At 42.7% G+C, this 20441-nt stretch carries 20 protein-coding genes; 9 read left to right on the forward strand and 11 right to left on the reverse strand.

What is annotated here, in order from left to right:
* Window positions 1-5: 5 nt before the first annotated feature.
* Together K6V30_RS09530 and K6V30_RS09535 are read left to right on the forward strand one after the other, a co-directional pair.
* Window positions 6-1013: a gliding motility protein GldB-related protein gene (locus tag K6V30_RS09530; RefSeq protein ID WP_055268729.1), complete on the forward strand. Its 1008-nt coding sequence runs from the start codon at window positions 6-8 to the stop codon at window positions 1011-1013.
* A gap of 52 nt (window positions 1014-1065) precedes the next feature.
* Window positions 1066-1770 (forward strand): SAM-dependent methyltransferase, encoded by a 705-nt coding sequence (locus K6V30_RS09535; RefSeq protein ID WP_010536787.1) that lies wholly within the window; start codon window positions 1066-1068, stop codon window positions 1768-1770.
* Here the strand turns inward: K6V30_RS09535 and K6V30_RS09540 are convergent.
* The 3 genes from K6V30_RS09540 to K6V30_RS09550 are packed head-to-tail and all read right to left on the reverse strand — an operon-like array spanning window position 1736 to window position 5973.
* Complete coding sequence (locus tag K6V30_RS09540) at window positions 1736-2857, reverse strand: hypothetical protein (protein ID WP_010536788.1); 1122 nt, start codon at window positions 2855-2857, stop codon at window positions 1736-1738. The genes K6V30_RS09535 and K6V30_RS09540 overlap by 35 nt on opposite strands.
* A gap of 57 nt (window positions 2858-2914) precedes the next feature.
* Window positions 2915-3763 carry a lipoyl synthase gene (gene lipA / locus K6V30_RS09545; RefSeq protein WP_010536789.1) on the reverse strand — a complete coding sequence of 283 codons (849 nt, stop codon included), beginning with the start codon at window positions 3761-3763 and terminating at the stop codon, window positions 2915-2917.
* Window positions 3763-5973, reverse strand: a complete 2211-nt coding sequence (locus K6V30_RS09550; RefSeq protein ID WP_022302284.1) for a S9 family peptidase — start codon at window positions 5971-5973, stop codon at window positions 3763-3765. The genes lipA and K6V30_RS09550 overlap by 1 nt, the downstream gene beginning before the upstream one ends.
* Before the next feature lie 268 nt (window positions 5974-6241).
* Here K6V30_RS09550 and K6V30_RS09555 point away from each other — a divergent pair, with 268 nt between their 5' ends.
* From K6V30_RS09555 to K6V30_RS09565, 3 genes are all read left to right on the forward strand, one after another.
* Window positions 6242-7189, forward strand: coding sequence for an SPFH domain-containing protein (locus K6V30_RS09555; RefSeq protein WP_055268731.1), 948 nt, complete (start codon window positions 6242-6244; stop codon window positions 7187-7189).
* 27 nt (window positions 7190-7216) lie between these two features.
* A complete protein-coding gene (locus tag K6V30_RS09560) occupies window positions 7217-7429 on the forward strand; it encodes a type II toxin-antitoxin system antitoxin (protein WP_010536792.1) in 213 nt (70 codons plus the stop codon).
* Window positions 7430-7507: 78 nt separating this feature from the next.
* A complete protein-coding gene (locus tag K6V30_RS09565; protein WP_022302283.1) occupies window positions 7508-7810 on the forward strand; it encodes a hypothetical protein in 303 nt (100 codons plus the stop codon).
* Window positions 7811-8492: 682 nt separating this feature from the next.
* On the opposite strand, the gene tnpC is transcribed toward K6V30_RS09565, so the two are convergent.
* From tnpC to K6V30_RS09580, 3 genes are all read right to left on the reverse strand, one after another.
* A complete protein-coding gene (gene tnpC / locus K6V30_RS09570; protein ID WP_070612857.1) occupies window positions 8493-10088 on the reverse strand; it encodes an IS66 family transposase in 1596 nt (531 codons plus the stop codon).
* Between the two features lie 90 nt (window positions 10089-10178).
* Entirely contained in the window at window positions 10179-10532 is a 354-nt protein-coding gene (gene tnpB, locus K6V30_RS09575) for an IS66 family insertion sequence element accessory protein TnpB (RefSeq protein WP_055268734.1), read from the reverse strand.
* On the reverse strand, window positions 10520-10801 hold the full coding sequence (locus K6V30_RS09580; RefSeq protein WP_224207215.1) for a hypothetical protein: 282 nt from the start codon (window positions 10799-10801) through the stop codon (window positions 10520-10522). The genes tnpB and K6V30_RS09580 overlap by 13 nt, the downstream gene beginning before the upstream one ends.
* 516 nt (window positions 10802-11317) lie before the next feature.
* On the opposite strand from K6V30_RS09580, the gene K6V30_RS09585 reads away from it, so the two are divergent.
* The 4 genes from K6V30_RS09585 (at window position 11318) to K6V30_RS09600 (ending at window position 15521) form a co-directional block, all read left to right on the forward strand.
* Window positions 11318-11683: a BlaI/MecI/CopY family transcriptional regulator gene (locus tag K6V30_RS09585; RefSeq protein ID WP_010536794.1), complete on the forward strand. Its 366-nt coding sequence runs from the start codon at window positions 11318-11320 to the stop codon at window positions 11681-11683.
* Between the two features lie 54 nt (window positions 11684-11737).
* Entirely contained in the window at window positions 11738-12580 is an 843-nt protein-coding gene (locus K6V30_RS09590; protein ID WP_224207284.1) for a hypothetical protein, read from the forward strand.
* A gap of 43 nt (window positions 12581-12623) precedes the next feature.
* Window positions 12624-14957 carry a M56 family metallopeptidase gene (locus K6V30_RS09595; protein ID WP_055270284.1) on the forward strand — a complete coding sequence of 778 codons (2334 nt, stop codon included), beginning with the start codon at window positions 12624-12626 and terminating at the stop codon, window positions 14955-14957.
* Window positions 14958-15083: 126 nt separating this feature from the next.
* Window positions 15084-15521 carry a hypothetical protein gene (locus tag K6V30_RS09600; protein WP_055270286.1) on the forward strand — a complete coding sequence of 146 codons (438 nt, stop codon included), beginning with the start codon at window positions 15084-15086 and terminating at the stop codon, window positions 15519-15521.
* A 41-nt stretch (window positions 15522-15562) separates the two neighbouring features.
* Here the strand turns inward: K6V30_RS09600 and miaA are convergent, their stop codons facing one another.
* The 5 genes from miaA to lpxD form a co-directional block, all read right to left on the reverse strand.
* Complete coding sequence (gene miaA / locus K6V30_RS09605) at window positions 15563-16471, reverse strand: tRNA (adenosine(37)-N6)-dimethylallyltransferase MiaA (protein ID WP_010536811.1); 909 nt, start codon at window positions 16469-16471, stop codon at window positions 15563-15565.
* Between the two features lie 127 nt (window positions 16472-16598).
* On the reverse strand, window positions 16599-17153 hold the full coding sequence (locus K6V30_RS09610; RefSeq protein ID WP_010536812.1) for an IS1096 element passenger TnpR family protein: 555 nt from the start codon (window positions 17151-17153) through the stop codon (window positions 16599-16601).
* A 21-nt stretch (window positions 17154-17174) separates the two neighbouring features.
* Window positions 17175-17942 carry an acyl-ACP--UDP-N-acetylglucosamine O-acyltransferase gene (gene lpxA, locus K6V30_RS09615; RefSeq protein ID WP_010536813.1) on the reverse strand — a complete coding sequence of 256 codons (768 nt, stop codon included), beginning with the start codon at window positions 17940-17942 and terminating at the stop codon, window positions 17175-17177.
* 15 nt (window positions 17943-17957) lie between these two features.
* Window positions 17958-19343, reverse strand: coding sequence for a bifunctional UDP-3-O-[3-hydroxymyristoyl] N-acetylglucosamine deacetylase/3-hydroxyacyl-ACP dehydratase (locus tag K6V30_RS09620; RefSeq protein ID WP_010536814.1), 1386 nt, complete (start codon window positions 19341-19343; stop codon window positions 17958-17960).
* An 11-nt stretch (window positions 19344-19354) separates the two neighbouring features.
* Window positions 19355-20395 carry a UDP-3-O-(3-hydroxymyristoyl)glucosamine N-acyltransferase gene (lpxD, locus tag K6V30_RS09625; protein ID WP_010536815.1) on the reverse strand — a complete coding sequence of 347 codons (1041 nt, stop codon included), beginning with the start codon at window positions 20393-20395 and terminating at the stop codon, window positions 19355-19357.
* Between the last annotated feature and the right edge of the window lie 46 nt (window positions 20396-20441).

The raw sequence follows: 20441 nt of genomic DNA on the forward strand, positions 1-20441 counted from the left end.
AAGTTATGAAACTACGGATCTCTCTTCTTACTATATTAATAGGTATGCTTTTCGCCTCCTGCGGCTTAAGCACAGGAAAGGTTGCGGAGCAGAAAGATGAAGGGATTTCTGTTCTGAGATACGATAAGCTGTTGAGCGAATATGTTCGCTCCAACAGCTTTTCTGCTATGCAGAAGTTGACTATGGACTATCGGCAGCCGACAAAGATTCTGATAGAAGATGTGCTTTCTATCGGTACGGTGAAGGACGACACCATTTCACAACGACTGCAAAAGTTCTATTCGGACAGTACATTGCTTCGTTTGTTGAGCGATGTCGAAGCGAAATATCCTAATCTTGACGGAGTAGAAAAAGGACTCACCAAAGGATTCCGGAAACTGAAGAAGGAGGTTCCCGACACGAAAGTACCATTTATTTATTCGCAGATATCCGCATTCAATGAATCGATTATTCTGGTGGATACCTTGCTGGGGATCAGCCTCGATAAGTATATGGGAGAAGACTATCCTCTTTATAAACGTTTCTATTACGACTATCAATGTGCTTCGATGCGCCCGGAACGGATTGTACCGGATTGTTTCTCATTCTATCTTCTCAGCCGTTACGGACTGAACTATCACGAAGGTACTTGCCTGGTCGATCTGATGATGCATTCCGGCAAAATCAATTACGTCGTGCAGCATCTGCTCGGTTATGAAGATATCGGTCAGGTGATGGGGTATTCGGAGCAGGAAAACGACTGGTGCAAGAAAAATGAGAAGGACATCTGGGAGTATATCTGTGCAAACAATCACTTGCATGCACGAGACCCGATGGTGATCCGTTACTATATGAAACCGGCGCCGACTGTTGACATGCTGGGAGGACAAGCGCCTGCATTGATCGGTTCGTGGGTGGGTGCGCGGATTATCGCATCGTATATGAAAAAGCATAAGGACCTTAAAATAAAGGATCTGTTAGAGCTTACCGATTATCAGAATATGTTTGAGGAATCGGGCTACCTGAAACTCTGATCCGCCAAATTTATTATTCTTAATTCTTCATTCTTAATTCTTCATTTTCAAAGTGGAAACTGCTCTTTATCTGTTGCCTGTCACATTGGGCGATACACCTCTTGAACAGGTGTTGCCTTCTTATAATACGGAGATTATTCGTGGTATCCGGCATTTTATTGTCGAGGATGTTCGTTCTGCCCGTCGCTTTCTGAAGAAGGTTGATCGGGAGATTGACATTGATTCGCTGACATTTTATCCGCTGAATAAGCATACTTCTCCCGAAGACATTTCCGGTTATCTGAAACCTTTGGCGGATGGAGCCTCAATGGGGGTGATTTCAGAGGCAGGTTGTCCTGCCGTTGCCGATCCGGGAGCAGATGTAGTTGCCATTGCCCAGCGCAAGAAGTTGAAAGTGGTTCCCCTGGTAGGCCCGTCATCTATCATTCTTTCTGTGATGGCTTCGGGATTTAACGGACAGAGCTTTGCCTTTCACGGCTATCTGCCGATAGAACCGGGCGAACGGGCCAGGAAACTGAAGACACTGGAACAACGCGTCTACGCCGAAAGCCAGACACAGCTATTTATCGAAACTCCTTACCGGAATCATAAGATGATAGAGGATATATTGCAGAACTGCCGTCCGCAGACAAAACTATGCATTGCTGCCAATATCACTTGTGAAGGTGAGTTGATACAAACTCGTACAGTGAAAGACTGGAAAGGACATGTTCCCGAATTATCTAAGATTCCTTGTATTTTTCTCTTATACAAATAACATCTTTCAAGTGTTCGTATTCATCTTCGAAGCAACTGCTGAAAAAGCCTTTGCCCATATTCTCTTCTATCTGCTTGAAATTCCATAGCTTACTGTTCTTAAAGCGGGGAGTACAAAGGATAGAATCATCTTTAATGTCGACGATGAAGAGATAGATGAGCCGGTTGGTTATGTCATTCTCAAAGTGATAGACGATGTTGAACTGTGGCTTGATATCTTCTGCTGCCTGTGGGAGCGCATTGTGTACCAGACGGTTGACTCCTTCGGTGAGCGATTCACCATAGCGGAGATAACATTCCATTGGTATGTCCGTTTTCCCCTTGTCCAGAATAGCGTTCATCGGTCTGTCGCAAAGAAACAGCATCCCGTGAGTGGATACGGCTATTCTTATGACCGGATTGATATATGTATTTTTATAGTTGAGCGCTTCTATGGCAAGACTTCTCCCGATTACGTCTCCTTTGGTGTTGACTATAGGTACATATTCCGTGTGCGACATCAGATGGTTGAAATACCGGATAGCGATCTGATTGAACAGGATAGCCATCACAAATACGACAGGTGGAAATACTTTGTAAAGTACCATCAGACTTGTCTGGCTTAAAGGGTCCTGACAGGCTACCACAATGCTGATAATGATAAAATGCAATATGCCGAAGATCAATGCAAAGCGTGCTGAGACAACGGCAGCCTCTGCTCCTTGCGCGTACAAGCGTTTGTTGCAGGAGCCTATCTGTCTCAGAAAGTGATTGATAAATCTTTTTTTATGCATGTAGAGTATCAGCATCGGAATGAGGATACTGACTTCCAGCGTAAGGGGCAGGGCGCCGGGCGGAACATAGTCGCCGGGAATCAAGGCTGCGAGCGAGAGCAGTGCCAGCATTCCGGTAGCTATATAAAGAATAAAATTAGGGATCAGCGTTCCTTTGCGGTGTAGTAATAGGTATATCCCTACGATACCTATACTAGTACCGATGTAAATAGCCGTGTCTTGCGTTATAAATTCACACAATAAAATGGAAATAATAACGGGGATAAAACCCAATGACATGTTAAACGCGGAAGAAAGTGTTCCTTTATGATCCATCTTTATGTTTATTTGCCGGTTTTACCTATAAAACAAATAGGGAATGTGTTTTGTTTTCTATCGTATGTGTTTCTCTGCATGATAGGACGAGCGGACAAGAGGAGCGCTTTCTACAATGCTGAATCCTTTCTCTAATCCGATTGTTTTATAAGCGGCAAATTGCTGTGGCGTCACATACTCGGCAACCGGATAATGCCGGTGCGTAGGCTGCAAATATTGTCCTATCGTAAGAATCTGGCAGCCGACTGCCAGCAGATCGTCCATGATTGTTTCTACTTCCCGGGGAGTTTCTCCCAGCCCGACCATAATACCGCTTTTCGATTTGATTCCGCTTCCGGCAACATGACCGATTACTTGCAGGCTGGTATCGTAGTTGGCAGCACTGCGGACCAGCGGGCTGATACGTCTTACCGTCTCCATATTGTGAGAGATAATGTCGGGATTCTCTTCTATGACCAGATCGACCAGGTCCATTCTACCCTGGAAATCGGGTATCAGCACCTCGATAGTGGTTTGCGGATTCAGTCGTTTGATTTCACGGATCGTATGTGCCCAATGTCCGGCTCCCAAGTCAGGCAGATCGTCACGGTCTACTGAGGTAACTACCGCATGATCTAGTTTCATGAGGGCGATAGACTCTGCCACATGCGTGGGCTCGTTGGTATCCAGCGGATGCGGGCGTCCGGTTTGCGTATTACAGAATTTGCAGCTACGGGTACAGATGTCCCCCCCGATCATAAATGTGGCGGTTCCTTTTCCCCAGCATTCTCCCATATTGGGACAACGCCCACTGCTGCATATTGTATGCAGGCAGTGGGAGTCGACTATTCTTTTAGTTTCGGTGTAACGGTTGTTGGCGCCGATATTTATTTTCAGCCACTCGGGCTTACGCACTCTGTCAGCCATTACAAGTTATTCAGGAAGAAGTTGGTTAATCGTGTATATAGATGCTGACGGGTGTTGCCGCCGTATATGCCATGGTTGCGATTGGTATATACTTGCATATCAAACTGCTTGCCCAACTGTACCAGATGTTCGGCATATTCTGCACAGTTCTGGAAGTGAACATTATCATCTGCCATGCCGTGTACCAGCAACAGATTGCCATGCAGTTTATCAGCACGTGTGAAAGCAGATGACTCTTTGTATCCTTCCGCATTCTCTTTCGGAGTACGCATAAAGCGTTCCGTGTATATGGTGTCGTAGAAACGCCAGTCGGTAGGTGCGGCAACAGCTACACCGGCTTTGAACACCGGAGTTCCTTCGCTCATGCTCATTAATGTCATGTATCCGCCATAGCTCCATCCCCAGATTCCGATACGGTCTTTGTCCACATAAGGCTGTTTACCCAGATAGAGAGCCGTTTCAACCTGATCTTTGGCTTCTTTCACACCGATTTTGAGATATGTGCATTTCTCGAACGCTTCTCCGCGACCTCCTGTGCCACGACCATCTACGCATACAACAATGTAACCGAGGCTTGCCATGTAAGTTTCCCAACTGATTCCCCAAGTATCCAGTACTTGTTGTGAACCCGGTCCGCTATATTGGTACATCAGTACCGGATATTTCTTGGATGTGGAAAAATTGGCCGGCTTCATCATCCATCCGTTCAGAGTCACTCCGTCCGTCGTCTGGAAAGTAAAGAACTCTTTTTGCGGGATCGCATAACCGGATAACGTTTGCTTCAGTTGGTCGTTGTTGATGAGCGTCTTTAAGGTTTTGCCTGTATTGTCGTTCAGCGTAACGAGCATAGGAGTATCCAGATTCGAGAATTTGTTCATGTAATACTTCATCGACTGGCTGAAAAGCGGTGTGTTGGTGCCTTCACGTTGAGACAGTTTCAGTTTTTTGCCTTTCTTGTCGATCTTATAGACAGCTTTGCGCAAAGGACTTTCCTCATTGCTGGTATAATAGAACGAACCGTCTGCTTCATCATAACCCAGAAAATCTTTCACTTCATATTTGCCGTTGGTCACTTTCTTGATGAGGTTGCCACCCATGCTGTACCAGTACAGATGACTGAAACCGTCACGCTCACTAAGCAGACTGAAAGTTTCGGGATAGAACTTGATATTGTCGAAGACATTCTCCTTAATATAATAAGGTGATTCATCACGCAACACTAATTTGCAGAGAGTTGAACGCGGATCGGCAAAATAAAGATCGAAACGGTCTTGGTGACGGTTCAGTGTCATGACAGCAAGTTTGCTGGCGTCTTTCGTGAAGCGGATACGGGGAATATATCCGTCTGCATCTATCGGGAGCTTCATCGTACGGGTCACGTGTGATTTGATATCGTACGTACGTACTTCTACCTTCGAATTCGGATATCCTGCTTTCGGATACTTATACGTATATTCGCCCGGATAATCTTTCAAAGGAGTAATCTGCGGTGCTTCACCTGCGAACATCGGGAAGGAATAGGAAGGAACTTCCGATTCGTCGAAGCGGATGAAAGCAATCATGGTATTGTCGGCGCTGAACTCCAGAGCACGGTTGAAACCGAATTCTTCTTCGTATACCCAGTCGGGGATACCATTGAGAACGCTGTTTTGCTTGCCGTCTTCGGTAACCTGACTTTCGCTGTTGCCGTAGAGCAACTTCACGAGGAATATATTATTGTCACGCACAAAAGCGATCATCGTCCCATCCGGAGAAAAGACGGGGACCTGTTGAGGTCCGCCGTCGGACAGCCGTTCAATAATGTTGTTTGTCGTAACTCCCTTATCATTTCGTTTCAAAGGGTATATATAATGTACAGCTGTGTAAGAATGCCGGTAGATCGGGGTTGTTCGGGTAGCAATCAGCAGTTTGTCACCGTCGGGTGAGAACTGGTAGCTGTCGAAATTCTTAAAGTCACATTCACGTGCCTGGTTTACGTCGAAAATCACTTCTACCTTTTCTCCTGTACGGAATGAGTATTTGATGATTTGCGTACCGTCGGCGCTCATTTGTGTGTAGTGCTCCCCATCGGGCATAGGGATGACTCCCTGAATGTTTTCCGGGCGGAAACGTCCGGAGGTAATATCTTTTAAATCAAGTGCCTTTTGTCCTTGTGCCATTCCGGCGAGGCAGAGAAGGCAGAGGAGCAGGGCTAAACTTACTTTTCTCATTTTATAGGTCGTTTTATATTTTACTTGTCTAAGGTATTAAGTTCATACCCTGCAAAAATAACAATAAACTTAAATACCTCAAAATACATGTCCGTTTTAGTTTGAGATAACCCCTTATTTTCTTCACCTTTTAAATTTGTTTAGTATCGGATGACTGCTGTTTAGTTAAAAATGATGTATAACCGAGAAAAAAGAGTCTTTCTTCTTGCATTATAAAATTAAAAAGTGATATATTTGTGATATCAAAATAATATCAAAATATAATGCTATGGATACAAAAGAATTTCAGTACAATGACGTGGTTATTAATGGGTTTGTAGCCTTGTTTATTAATTTGGCGATACTCCCCCTTTTGGTTGTGATGAGTTTTCTCCTTTTTAAAGGGAGTATTGTTTTGTTCTTGCTGCTGATCCTCTTTATTGCAGCGGCTGTTATGATGATTCCGGGATATTTTTCTCAGGAACCGAATGAAGCCCGGGCAATGGTATTCTTCGGAAAGTACAAGGGTACGTTTACGGAAACCGGTTTCTTCTGGGTGAATCCTTTCATGAATAAGAAGAAACTTTCTTTGCGTGCCCGTAATCTGGATATAGAACCTATAAAGGTGAATGACAAAATCGGTAATCCTGTCTTGATAGGGCTGGTGCTTGTCTGGAAACTGAAAGATACGTATAAGGCAATGTTCGAAATCGATGCGCAGACGATGGCGGATAACAAAGGAACCGGACAGATGAGCGTAACCGTTGCCGGACGAATGAATGCTTTTGAAGATTTTGTTCGTGTGCAGAGTGATGCTGCTCTTCGTCAGGTGGCGGGGTTGTATGCTTACGATGATAATGAGGCGAATGCGGATGAGTTGACCTTACGCAGCGGAGGGGATGAAATCAACGACCAGTTGGAGCATCAGCTTAACGAGCGTCTGGCAATGGCTGGAATGGAAATTGTGGAGGCTCGTATCAACTATCTGGCTTATGCTCCTGAGATTGCGGCGGTTATGTTGCGTCGTCAGCAGGCTTCGGCTATTATCAGTGCCCGTGAGAAGATTGTGGAGGGTGCCGTATCTATGGTACGTATGGCTTTGCATAAACTTTCTGAAGAGGAAATTGTGGAATTGGACGAGGACAAGAAGGCAGCGATGGTCAGCAATCTGCTTGTAGTTCTTTGTGCGGATGAAGCTGCGCAGCCGGTAGTCAATACAGGTACGTTGAATCATTAATCAATAAAAAAAGAAGGTAAGAAAGTAGTGGCTAAAAAAGAATCTTCAATCAAGAGTTTTGTTTTGCGTGTAGATGCCGAGACGATGGATGCCATTGAAAAATGGGCCGCCGATGAATTTCGCAGTACAAACGGACAACTTCAGTGGATTATTGCCGAGGCGCTGAAAAAGAGTGGCCGGCTGAAAAAGAAATCCGCCAGAGCGGGGAGCGGTCCGTCCGAACCTTCTGATCAGACATAATCTTTTTTAGATGGAATTGATAAGGATTATTGGAAGAGATTCGATATCTTTGTGAAAAGTACTTTAAATATGACCGCTATGAATTCGAAGAGAAAAGATTTGCAGTATGCTTCTGTCTTCCTGTTGGCCGTAGCATTGACCTTCCTGATGGGAAAGGGTGATAACTTGTGGTTGGTATCGTGGGGTGACTTGATACCGAGTCTGTTTGTGCTGTTCATTGCGGGCGATTGCTTGTATAGCTCCCTGCTGCGTATCAAGCGCGGGGAGGACGAAGGGGATTATCGCTGGAGTACCGCTATCGCTTTTCTGATATTCAGTGTTGTCTTCATGGGTGATTTATTTTTCATCGGTCATTTTATCATTGATAAGTTACTGGGATAGAAATATCCCTCCACATGAATTAAACATAGGTTTTGCTCTCATGCTCTAACTATTGGTCTGTATCCCTTTATCCATCGGCCTTACAGCGATTGTAGCAAGTGTGGTGGCAGTATGAGAGCAAGCGGTTGCTCTCACTTTGTATGTATGCCATAATACATCTTTTTTTTCTACTTACTCCTTGCATTCAGGATGTTAACGCCTGTTGTGTCAGTTATTAATGATTGATGTGTCAGTTGTTAATAGTTGGACAATCAGGCGTTAATAGCTGATAACTCATGCATTGTCGGCTGAAAAATGATTTAGTACTTCCTGAAAGAACAGGTTAAGCGAAACAGTAGCTACAGTCAAGTTAATCAAGTAGATAGGTGCTCCAAAGAACTTCAACAGGTGTTTCAAATAGTTTCAAACGCTTGAAACACTTTGTTTCACCGTACGAAACACTTTGTTTCATTGCTTGAAACACTTTGTTCCAAGGCATGAAACACTTTGTTCCACCGGTTGAAACTGATCCTGGAACTACATGAAACTAATCTTGGAACTACATGAACACTAACATATCTACTTTCTATTTGCATGAGAGATAAGGCAAAATAGTATGATAGATAGGCGATATCAGAGCAATTTCGTAAGCGTCTCGGCGATGCCGTGTTTTTCTTCAAAAAATCTGATAATCCTTTTCTTTTCAGATTCTACTTCTGTTTTCCTTCCATTTGTGTGGCAATAAATCTCTATATATTTTCCTGTCTGTATTTGGTGGTAACTTCGCCGCTTTGTTAATCACATCGGCTATATATTCGAATGTATTTATGCCATGCATCCTGCACGAACATGCCAATGAATATAGTATTACCCCTCTTTCAGCTCCCTTATGGCTTCCGAAGAAAAGCGAGTTTCTTCTGGATAGTGATATATACCGATTATACCTCTCGACAAGGTTGTTGTCCAGATAATACTCCCCTTTGGTAAAGATATCCTCTATGGCCTTCCACTGGGATAGTGTGTAATTAATGGCCTCCGCCATTTGGCTTTTCGGTAATAAGTCCGGCTTTGCCTGCAGGCTCAATAATTTCTTTTTTATCTTCCTGAGTATTGGCGGGGCATACTGTTTTCTATGTGCAAGATTGTCTTTGATTGTCCATCCCTGATAGCCTGTCCGATGTTCATGTTCCTTTTGGTACAGTTGGTTTATCATTTCAACTATCTTTCGGGCGTCCGGTTCCTTATCCTGTTCAAGAAACTTTCGTTTGACGTGCTGAAGACATGCGATCCTCGTGATATTGTGATATTGGTCGGTTTCCAGTTTCCTGTATGGGGCGTATGCATCACTTTGTACTGTTCCTTTATAGGTTTTGAGGAAATCAAAAAGCACCTCCTGCCTGCGTGATCCGTCCTCATAGAAATAGAACACCAGCTTTAAGGTCGCTGCCGCCGCTGCCCAGATATACCCTTTTCGTACCCCTTTGCCTTTACTGTTCTTTTCCGGAACCAGTACTTTGTGATATGTTTCGTCACAACAGAGGTAGGGATCTTCAAGCACCACTTCCCTGAGTGCTTCATAGAGGTTTTCGAACAAAACAGCCGTTTTACCCAGCAGATGATGGGCGGTGGGCTTTTCGAGTTTGAACCCGTTCTCCCGAAAGAAGTTAACGATACGTTCCACACTCATGGAGTAGATATATCGCAACTGGCATAAACCGGCAACGAACGAACCGTCATATTGGGAATTCAGAAAAGGGGCGGCGGGGGCGCAACCGCTGAAGACCGTTTCATTAAAGCTATAAATATTCTGTCGATAAATGTACTTAATGAACTTTGGCGGAATATAGACATATCGGATAGAATCACGGTATCCCATAAACTTGGCAAGAGACATACTGAAAAGGGGATGGTCGGGATTGACTTCGATTATCTTTTCTTCCAGTTCAAAATGCTCTTTACGTTTGGAGTTGTTATTCCCCCGTTCTTTGGGGGAAGCGGACGGACGGGACGGAGCCGTCTCAGAAGCGGGTTGCGGCTTATCAGGTATTTGCTTTTCAGACTCATTGCTGATAAGCTTACTCAAACTGCGGCTAATGTTCTCCTGCTTTTTCAGTTTGCCGTTCTTCAGCGTCAGCGCTTCTTCCAGAGATTGAACGGCATCGGTCAGTTGCTTAACCTGTGAAGTCAGTTCACAGATCAGACGCTGACTTTGTTGCTCACGCTTGTCAGCAGCTTTAATCTGTTCCTTGAAATGTCTGTTCTGTTCCTCCAGAAGCTCTATGACCCGGTCTTTTTTCATACCTCAAAGATACGAAAAAAGAACCGGGCAACAAAGCTTTTTATTATAAATCTACGTTATAACACATTGTTTATCAATCATTTGGTGTTTCTATGACTTCAGCCGAAATCGTTTCCTGCACTTGGCTGACCGGAGGGAGACGCCCTGCATAATCAAAAAGAAACTCTTCCAGGAAAGCTCGTAAGCACCCGTAGAAGGATTAAAACGCGGGACTTCGAAGGTACCTTCTTCCAGGCGCTTCTGGTAAAGAATAAAACCATCCGTATCCCAACGTAAAATTTTAACCATGTCCCGTTTGTGGGAAAAGAAAACAAAAACATCTCCTGAAACGGGAGAAAGTGACATGTCGGACTTGACCAGCTGATAAAGTCCTGTCATACCTTTACGCATATCGACATAATGCTGGTACAGGTAATAACGCATATTTTCGGTTAAAGCAAACATGACTGCTCCTCCTGTATCTTACGGTTATAAAGGTCAATAAAACGGTGAATACCAAAAGAACTTCCCTGCTTGATGGAAATAATCACCCCATCCGGAAAAGTAATATTGATACCATAAAGCATATCCGAAGAAGAGGACGGACGGGCCGAAGGCGCAGATGAGGGAACCAAAGGACTGAAGCAGGGCACCGGCTTTTCGGAGGAAGAAGCCGAAAGGGAAGAACGAAGTTCACGAATGCGAATGCCGTGCCGAGAAAGCCAGAGTTCCATACCATGATAATTAACATGACACTCATGACAATAACTACGAAGAGTTAAACAGGGAGAAGATATCAGACGGGATTTATACTCAGACAGGGTTTGAGTGTATAAAGCATGTGCAGTCATATAAGTAGGAATTGATTAATATGAAAGCAAAGATATGAAGAAGTAGAATTAAAGAAAAGACGGCATCGCCGAGACGCTTACGCAATTTCATGGAGAATATGATGAGAGATGTTGGTGTGAAAAGTATCTCTCATTATTTATATGGCTTATAGTCTGTTAGTTATGTTATAATTGATGAGACCGTGAGACTAAAATATCTTTTTCTATTTTTTTAGGAGCTGAGAAATAAAGGATAAGCAGATAAATGGAAGAGAGAGTCTGTTCTGAATACTGAAACAGGAATAGCTCATTGGAATTGTTAGAAAAGAAGATAAACTAAAGCTTTTAGTTTACTTTAACTATGAAAATTAGTTTATGAACTAAAACTTCTCGTTATTTGCAACAAACAATGTTGTACATATGAAAGGATTGACAGTAAAAGAGGAGGAATTGATGGGGTATTTCTGGGAGAAAGGCCCTTTGTTTGTGAAAGAAATGTTGGCTTTCTATGAGGAACCGAAGCCTCATTTCAATACGTTATCTACAATTGTTCGCGGGCTTGAAGATAAGGGATTTCTAGCTCATCATACTTTTGGGAATACTTATCAGTACTATCCCGTTGTCAGCGAAGAAGATTTCCGTAAAGGAACACTGCGGAATGTAATCAGCAAGTATTTCAATAATTCATATTTGAGTGCTGTTTCGTCTTTGGTCAAAGAGGAAGACATTTCTTTGGATGAGCTGAAACAACTGATTCAGGAAGTGGAACAGGCACATCGGAAGTAAACGAGACTATTATGGTACTATGAATAAACACAATTTACTTAAAAACAAATAAACATGATGTCAAAAGAAAAATCTAATTCCATGAAACAGTTGAAGTATTCGATTGCTCTGCCGTTGGCTACTGTGACAATGTTTCTTTTTACTTGCAGTGCATGGGCCGATAATCATAAGGAGACGAGCAATGTTGCAGCGAATGATACGCTGCCTGCCTGTCAGACTGATTCTTTGCATCCTGTGTTGCACTTCGAGAAGATACCCGTGAAGGAAAGTTATACCGAATCGGATACAGTGCAGATACTAAGATTGGATTCGGAAAAGTTACGGTTGCCTGAAGGATTTGGCTGGTCTAGCGCACAATCTTATCAGAACGGGGATGGCTTGGTAAGCACTAAAGCAATATATAAGAAAGAAAACGGGGAATTGCTGCGCCTTTCTTCTTCTGTTCCATGGACTGCGGAACGTTTGGCAGAATTCGTGGAGGACGTGAAAAAAGGTATGTTGAAGTCATTGAATGAGAATTATGGCGAGAAACGAAGTAATGTCAGCAAGGCTGCTTCCAATGCTGCTGACTCTTTTGTAACTTCCTCGACTACAACCACTTCACGGACGATTATAGAGACGAATGATGTAGATGCCTTTTTTGATATGTATGCTAAGAAAGAAGGCGGAATAGGGTATAGTGGTCAACTGATTTTGTTGGATGGAAAGGAAATCACCTATCAGCAACTCATGCAACTGGCAAAAGACGATATCATAGAAACGCATGCTATTTTGCCTGAAAGTACGGGGCTGGAGAAGAAATTCGGCCAGAAAGCCAAGAATAGAATTTGGGTACTTGTTTCTAAAAAGAATCCGAACTATTGGGATGAATTTAAGAAACAACTGATACAGAAGTAAGAACCGGCGAAACCGGAAATATTCATAGAATAAACTTTGTATCATGGGAGCTTTCTTCATTTATATATTAAAATCAGCCGTTTGCCTCGTTCTCTTTTATCTGTTTTTCAAGTTATTGTTGAGCAGGGAGACATTTCATCGCTTCAATCGTGTTGCTTTGCTGGGAGTATTGCTTCTTTCATTACTCATTCCTTGTATCGAAGTGACTACACGGCATCAGGTTGAAGTGCAACAGGCTGTTCTTTCCATCGAGCAATTACTGATGATGGCAGAGATGGAGAATGCTGTTCCTGCCGAAGTCGAAACAGGAGAATGGCAACAGGTACCTGATTCGGTTTCTCTTTCTTGGATACAAATAGTTTTATTGGTCTATCTGACCGGAATTGTCGTTCTCGTCTGTCGCAATATCTATTCTTTGTTGTGTCTGATCAGGCTAATCTGTTCCGGCAAACGGGAGAAGCTGGAAAGAGGCATTACGCTGGTAGTACACGACCAGGCTATTGCTCCGTTTAGTTGGATGAAATACATCGTCATTAGCCGGAAGGATCTGGAAGAGAATGGACGGGAAATATTGATTCATGAGACAGCGCATATTCGTAACCGTCATTCTATAGACTTGTTGATTGCCGATGTTTGTATCTTCTTTCAGTGGTTCAACCCCGGAGCATGGCTGCTCAAGCAGGAATTGCAGAATATTCATGAATACGAAGCGGATGAAACCGTTATCAATGAAGGGGTGAATGCAAAAGAATATCAGTTATTATTAATAAAAAAAGCTGTTGGCACAAGGCTCTACTCTATGGCCAACAGCTTTAATCACAGCAAACTTAAAAAACGTATCACTATGATGTTAAAAGAAAAATCGAATCCTTGGGCGCGTTTGAAGTACTTATATGTGCTTCCGCTGGCAGCTATTGCAGTAACTGCTTTTGCCCGTCCCGAAATCTCTGAAAAGGCTGATGAGATTTCTGCGGTCAAAGTTAATGATTTGGCTGCAATTTTAGAAGCAAGAAATGAAGAAAATGTAGTGGAAGCATCTGTGGCCGATACAGCAAAGAACAAGGTTGTTGTAGTAGGCAAGGTTATGTCGAAGGATTCTGTATTTATTGTAAAGGGTGAAAAGGCTACTTCGATCAGCGTATCCGGTGCTTCTTTGTCGAATGAGAAAACTCCTTTGATTATTATTAATGGAAAAGAATCGGATCGTGCGGTGGTAGATGCTTTAGACCCTAGTCGTATTGAAAATATCTCTGTATTGAAGAATGAGAATGCCGTAAAAATATATGGGGAGAAAGCTAAAGACGGTGCTATGATCATCCAGCTTAAATCAACGGAAGTACAGATGTTTTCGAATAAAGACGCAATCGGTGCTAATGTGAAAATGAGACTGGATGCACTAAACAGTGGAGACAAGAATTGGGGAGTTAAATTTCATTCTGCTACCGGAGGGCAACCTTTGGTTTTCATAGATGGTGAAGAAGCCTTGGGAGACGATCCCTTATCCAACATTTCTCCTGATCGTATCAGGAGCCTGTCTGTCATGAAAGGTAAGCAAGCTATGGCAGTCTATGGCAATAGGGGAAAAGATGGAGTCATTCTTGTCAATTTGAAAGCAGAGCGAAAGTACCCAAACAAAGAAAACCTTCCGAATCCTACAAAAATAAAAACTGAAAGTGAACTGCCCAAAAAGGAAAATACCTTTGTAATAGGTGGGCCTCATGATGCTGAATGGCATGCGGACCAAACAAAACGAATGAATGCGGCTTTGATTATCATTGATGGTAAGGAAGTGAAGTCTGATGCTATTTCTACACTTTCTCCCGAACGTATTAAAAGCTTTACTGTATTGAAAGATAAAGCAGCTATAGATGCTTATGGAGAAAAAGGGAAAAATGGCGTGGTACTTATCACTTTGCTTACGGAAGGAGAGTATGAATTTCAAAAGAATGGCTCGAAAAAGCCTTATGCCGATGCTTTGGAACTGGCAGAAAGTGTGGCAAAAGGGGTAGAGGGAGAAGTGATTTATTGCATAGATGACGATGAAATCAGGAAAACAAAATTGAAAGGAATGTCTGCCAAGGAGATAAAGGCAGTTTCCGTCGATGATTTTGGCAAGAAGAAGGTAGTCCGTCTGAAAACTGATAAATATCGTTCCGACTGGATTACCGTCACAGGAGAAGTGTACGGCGAAGATGGGAAGCCAACTGTGGCTATTGTGAATGTAAAAGGAACGGGATTCATGGAAAGAACAGATGCGAATGGTCATTTTACGATAAAAGCTCCTAAGAAAGGGGTGCTTTTGATAGGTTATAATGATAAACCGACCATTGAAGTCAAAGTGAAATCTGCACTCAAAGTTGTTTTAAAGGGCAAATGAGGGTAGGCTTTATCTAAGTAGGGGTTGAACGTTTATATATTAATATGCAAAAATGCGAATTTAAATAAGAAATAAAAGCGACATACATATTATTAACTATTTGTTAAACTTAAAATTCTATTTATTATGAAAACAAAATTTTGTAAGATTTTACTAGCTGTTTCATTTCTTTTTCTTGTGTCTGATCTTTGTATGAGTCAAAACTTAAAAGGAATCTGGAAACTTGTCCAGAGTGATGATACTTCGCAAGTGGTTAGATATAAGGTGCTGGATAAAGATGGTAATTATTTCAACGTAGATGCTTATGTCAAAAATGCAGTTGACATAGATGGCCGCAATTCGGACGGTGTATTTTGTCCTTACAAAATTACTCGTTCGGGTGAGTATAGTATCATTACCAAAGGTCTTTACTGTGAGAAACTACGAAATGAACACGGAAGATCAGCGAATGCTATTGTTCCTATATCTTATCGGATTGACGGAAAGAAGATGACGCTTCTGTTTCAGTTGGGTAATAGTGTTTATCGTGAAGTTTACCAAAAGGTGCCGGAATTGGGCAAATGAGTAAAAGGTTCAAAACTTAACTTTATAAACTGAAATAGTTTTTATTTCATAGTGTCTTTTTCCATGCGGAGGTACTCAAGTATCTCCGTTTCTTGTTCCGGATGAAACCAGCGTATTTCTTCATCCCTTTTGAACCACGTCATCTGTTTACGTGAATAAATGCGTGAATTTTGCTTTATCTTTTCGATAGCAAAAGAAAGCTCCCATTCCCCGTCCAGGTATTTGAACAGTTCTTTATACCCTACCGTATTGAGAGAGTTTAAATGCCGGTAAGGAAGTACGGAACGTACTTCGTCCAGTAATCCTTCTTCCATCATCTGGTCTACACGGCGGTTAATGCGATCATAGAGTTCCTCCCGGTCGCGGGTCAGTCCGACCTTAAGGATACGGAAGGGACGTTGTTTTTTCTGTTGGGTACGGAAAGATGTATATGTCTTTCCAGTCATATAGCAAATCTCCAGTGCATGAATCACACGCTTGGGGTTTTTCAAGTCTACTATACGATAATATTCCGGATCTAATAAGCGTAGTTCTGAGCAAAGTTGTTCCAGTCCTTCTTCCTCATACTTTTGTAGCATTACCTGACGCGTCTCCGCATCAACGGTGGGAATGTCATCAATGCCCTTGCAAATGGCATCTACGTACATCATAGATCCACCTGTCAGTACTACTACCTCATGTTTTGTGAATAATTGACGAAGGATTTCCATAGCTTCCTGCTCATATTGAGCGGCACTGTAATAATCGGTGAGATGGAGAGTACCTACCAGGTAATGAGGTACACGTTTTAATTGATCTGGGGTAGGAGCCGCTGTTCCTATTTTTAGTTCAGCATAAAGTTGTCTTGAATCAGCAGAGACAATGCTGGTGTGAAAGCTTTCTGCCAGTCGCAGGCTTAATTCTGTTTTTCCTACTCCTGTAGGTCCGATTAAAACGATGAGAGTGGGCATGGATTAATTGACAATTGATAATTGACAACTGACAATTGACAGGTGATAAGTGACTGGACAACTAATTTTTATTGTTATTCTTAGTGTGCAGCCAATTGTCAACTGTCAATTGTCAACTGTCAATTAATTAGAATTTCTCTTCTTCGTAGGAGCTGCTTGCGTTACCGCCTATGTCGAATCCTTCCTGATCAAAATCTTCCATATCGAAATCTTGATCACCATAGAAGTTTTCGTCCAGATCGAGTGAGCTACTTGCGGCAGCCATTTCTTCAAAGTCTATCGTTTGTTTCGGAGCATCACCCGATTTTTTGGTACATTTGGCACCGGTCATCTCTTTTCCGGTGATGATTTCAGACAATTCGATGAAGAAACAACGCTCTGTCATGTAGTCGAATACATACAACAGTTTTTGCTTTTCATCCTCTACCAGTTCGCTGATAATAGTGTCTTTCATTACCCAACTATCCATTTCCGGATTGTCGTCCATTTCTTCTAAAGTAATTTCTTTTTCTTTTTCCCAGTCATCATCACAGATGAAGAAAGAAGTCATCTGGTCGTTTGTGTACCCTACTGATTTCAGTATTGCTTCATGGAAGTCAAAGAATGTAGCTTCCGGATCAATTTGTATTTCTCTGACAAAATCGTCAACTTCATCAGATATGATAGTAAATCTGTATATCATAATATGACTATTTTGAACTGTTTATTTAATAATACCACGTTCTGAATTACGGATAAAGTTAATAATATAGTCTATTTCCGGACTAGATTCAACTTCATCTTCAATTTTTTTCAATGCATCTGTCGTATTCAATCCACTTTGGTAAATGATACGATAGGCATTGTGGATACTTTCAATCACTTCATTGGAAAAACCACGGCGACGAAGCCCGATGATATTGATTCCACTGAAAGCGATAGGCTCGCGTCCTGCAATGATGTAAGGGGGAATATCTTTACTGAACCGGCATCCGCCCTGAATCATTACATGGCTGCCTACATGGCAAAACTGATGCATTAATACATTGGCACTGATAATAGCATTGTCGTCAATAACGATTTCACCTGCCATCTTGGTAGAGTTGCCGATAATACATCCGTTACCGATCAGTGCATCGTGTGCTACATGCACTCCTTCCATTAATAAGTTGTTGCTTCCTACAATGGTACGCCCTTTAGCTGCCGTACCACGGTTGACTGTAACATTCTCACGAATCAGATTATTGTCTCCGATCTCAGCAGTTGATTCTTCTCCACGAAACTTGAGGTCTTGTGGAACTGCTCCGATGACAGCACCCGGAAAGATCGTATTTCCATTGCCAATACGCGAACCATACAAGATGTTCGCATTAGCCATAATCTTATTATTATCGCCAATAACTACGTTTTTATCAATAAATACAAAAGGCGCAATTTCTACATTTTCTCCGATTTTAGCTTCGGGATGAATATACGCTAGAGGACTTACCATGTCTTTAGTTTGGGTTTATTTATTTTTTACTATTTGTGCCATGAATTCTGCTTCACAAACAACTTTTTCGCCGACGAATGCATAACCTTTCATTGTAGAGATGCCACGACGGATCGGAGCTAGTAATTCTACACGGAAAAGCAGTGTATCTCCCGGTACTACTTTCTGGCGGAACTTCACACCGTCTATTTTCATGAAATAGGTGGAATAGCGTTCCGGTTCGTCAACAGAATTGAGAACGAGCAAACCGCCCACCTGTGCCATTGCCTCTACCTGAAGTACGCCCGGCATCACTGGTTCCTGTGGGAAATGTCCCTGAAAGAAAGGCTCGTTTGCTGTGATATTTTTGATGCCTACTATATAGCTGGCACCCATTTCAATTACTTTGTCTACCAATTGAAAAGGATAACGGTGCGGCAGCAGTTCGCGGATACGGTTCACGTCCATCACCGGTTCGCGGTTGCAGTCATAGGTCGGTGCCTGAATTTCGTGCAGACGAATCTCTTTCCGCATCTGGCGTGCAAACTTATTGTTGATCGTGTGACCGGGGCGGGTGGCGATGATGCGGCCTTTTATCGGTTTACCAATCAAAGCAAGATCACCGATAACGTCCAGTAGTTTGTGACGGGCACATTCGTTCGGCCAAACCAATGGCTTGTGATTAATGTAGCCCAACTGGTCTGCGTCCATGTGAGGAACTCCCATTACGTCAGCCAGTTTATCATAACTCTCCTGTGACATTTTGCGCTCGTAAATAACGATCGCATTGTCCAGGTCTCCACCTTTAATGAGGCCGGCAGAGAGAAGCGGCTCTATTTCGCGAACAAAGACGAAAGTACGGCTGGCAGCCACTTCGTCTTTGAATTTATGCATATCCTCAAGCGTTGCAAACTGGTTAGGAATAATGGTTGAATCATAGGAAACCAGTACGTTCAGACTAAAATTCTCGTCCGGTAGTACGATGATAGAAGACCCTGTTGATTCATCCCGGAATTCAATTTTAGATTTGATGATATAAAAATCCTTGACAGCACTTTGCTCTTCTGTTCCTACACGCTCTATTTCTTGTACGTAATATTGTGCACTACCGTCCAAAATCGGAAATTCCGGACCATTCACCTGGATGAGGCAGTTATCGATGCCCAATGCATAAAGGGCTGCCATACCATGCTCTACAGTGCTTACTTTGACTCCGTTCTTCGACAATACTGTGCCACGGGTTGTTTCCGTCACATTGTCGGCTACTGCATCGATAGTTGGTTGTCCTTCCACGTCAATACGCTGGATTTTGTATCCGTGATTGTCCGGGGCAGGATTAAAAGTTACAGTGAGATCAAGTCCAGTGTGAAGACCTTTCCCGCTCAGTGAAAAGCTATCTTTCAGCGTTTTTTGTTTCAGCATTGGTTACTTATTTACTTATTTAATAGTTGTTTTAATTCTTCTACTTCTTTGCGCAGATTGCGTAGTTCTTTTTGCATATCCGGCAAATTCTTAGCTACAACAGCAGCTTTAAAGTAAGTTTTCGGTTCTGTGGGAGGAGTTCCGATCAGTACGCTGTCTGCTTTGATGCTGCTTGGTACGCCTGATTGTGCTCCCAGATTGACCCGGTCGCCGATATTAATGTGTCCGGCAATACCTACCTGACCACCAAACATACACCATTCTCCTATTTTGGTAGAACCTGCTATACCGACTTGTGCCGCCATTACTGTATGTGAGCCGACTTCGTCGTTATGGGCAATCTGTACCAGATTATCTATTTTAGCACCGCTATGTACAATCGTAGCTCCCATAGTAGCACGATCTACACAGGTGTTGGCACCTATATCCACTTTATCTTCCAGAATCACAATTCCGATTTGCGGAATCTTATCGTATCCGTTCGGGGTAGGAGCGAAGCCGAATCCATCGGCGCCGATTACTGCACCCGAATGCAGGATACATTCGTTACCGATGCGGCAGTCATGATAAACATTTACATTTGAGTAAAGAAGGCAACCGTTGCCTATCTTCACACCGTCTCCAACGAAAGTATGAGGGTAAATTTGGGTATTATCTCCGATAATGACGTTTTCACCGATATAGGCGAAGGCACCGATATATACGTTCTCGCCAATTTTAGCACTGGGGGCAATAAAAGCCAGTGAATCGATACCTTGTTTCTTGGGTTTACTCATTTCATAGAGATTGAGCAGCTTCGCCAGGCTTTCATAAGCATTGTCTACTTTGATCAGAGTAGCATGAATCTCATGCTCAGGGACAAAATCTTTATTAACTAATACAATGCTTGATTGTGTCTCGTAGATATAAGGCGTATATTTAGGGTTCGACAGGAAAGAAATAGCTCCGGGCATTCCCTCTTCTATTTTAGCGAATGTGTGTACCGTTGCGTTTTCATCTCCAATGATTTCCCCTTGGATAAATGCTGCAATTTGCTTAGCCGAGAACTCCATGTCTTTATTTTAAATTAAATTAGTTCACAAATAACGGATTTTTTTT

This window comes from Bacteroides faecis (assembly GCF_020091505.1).
Taxonomy (GTDB): Bacteria; Bacteroidota; Bacteroidia; order Bacteroidales; family Bacteroidaceae; genus Bacteroides; species Bacteroides faecis.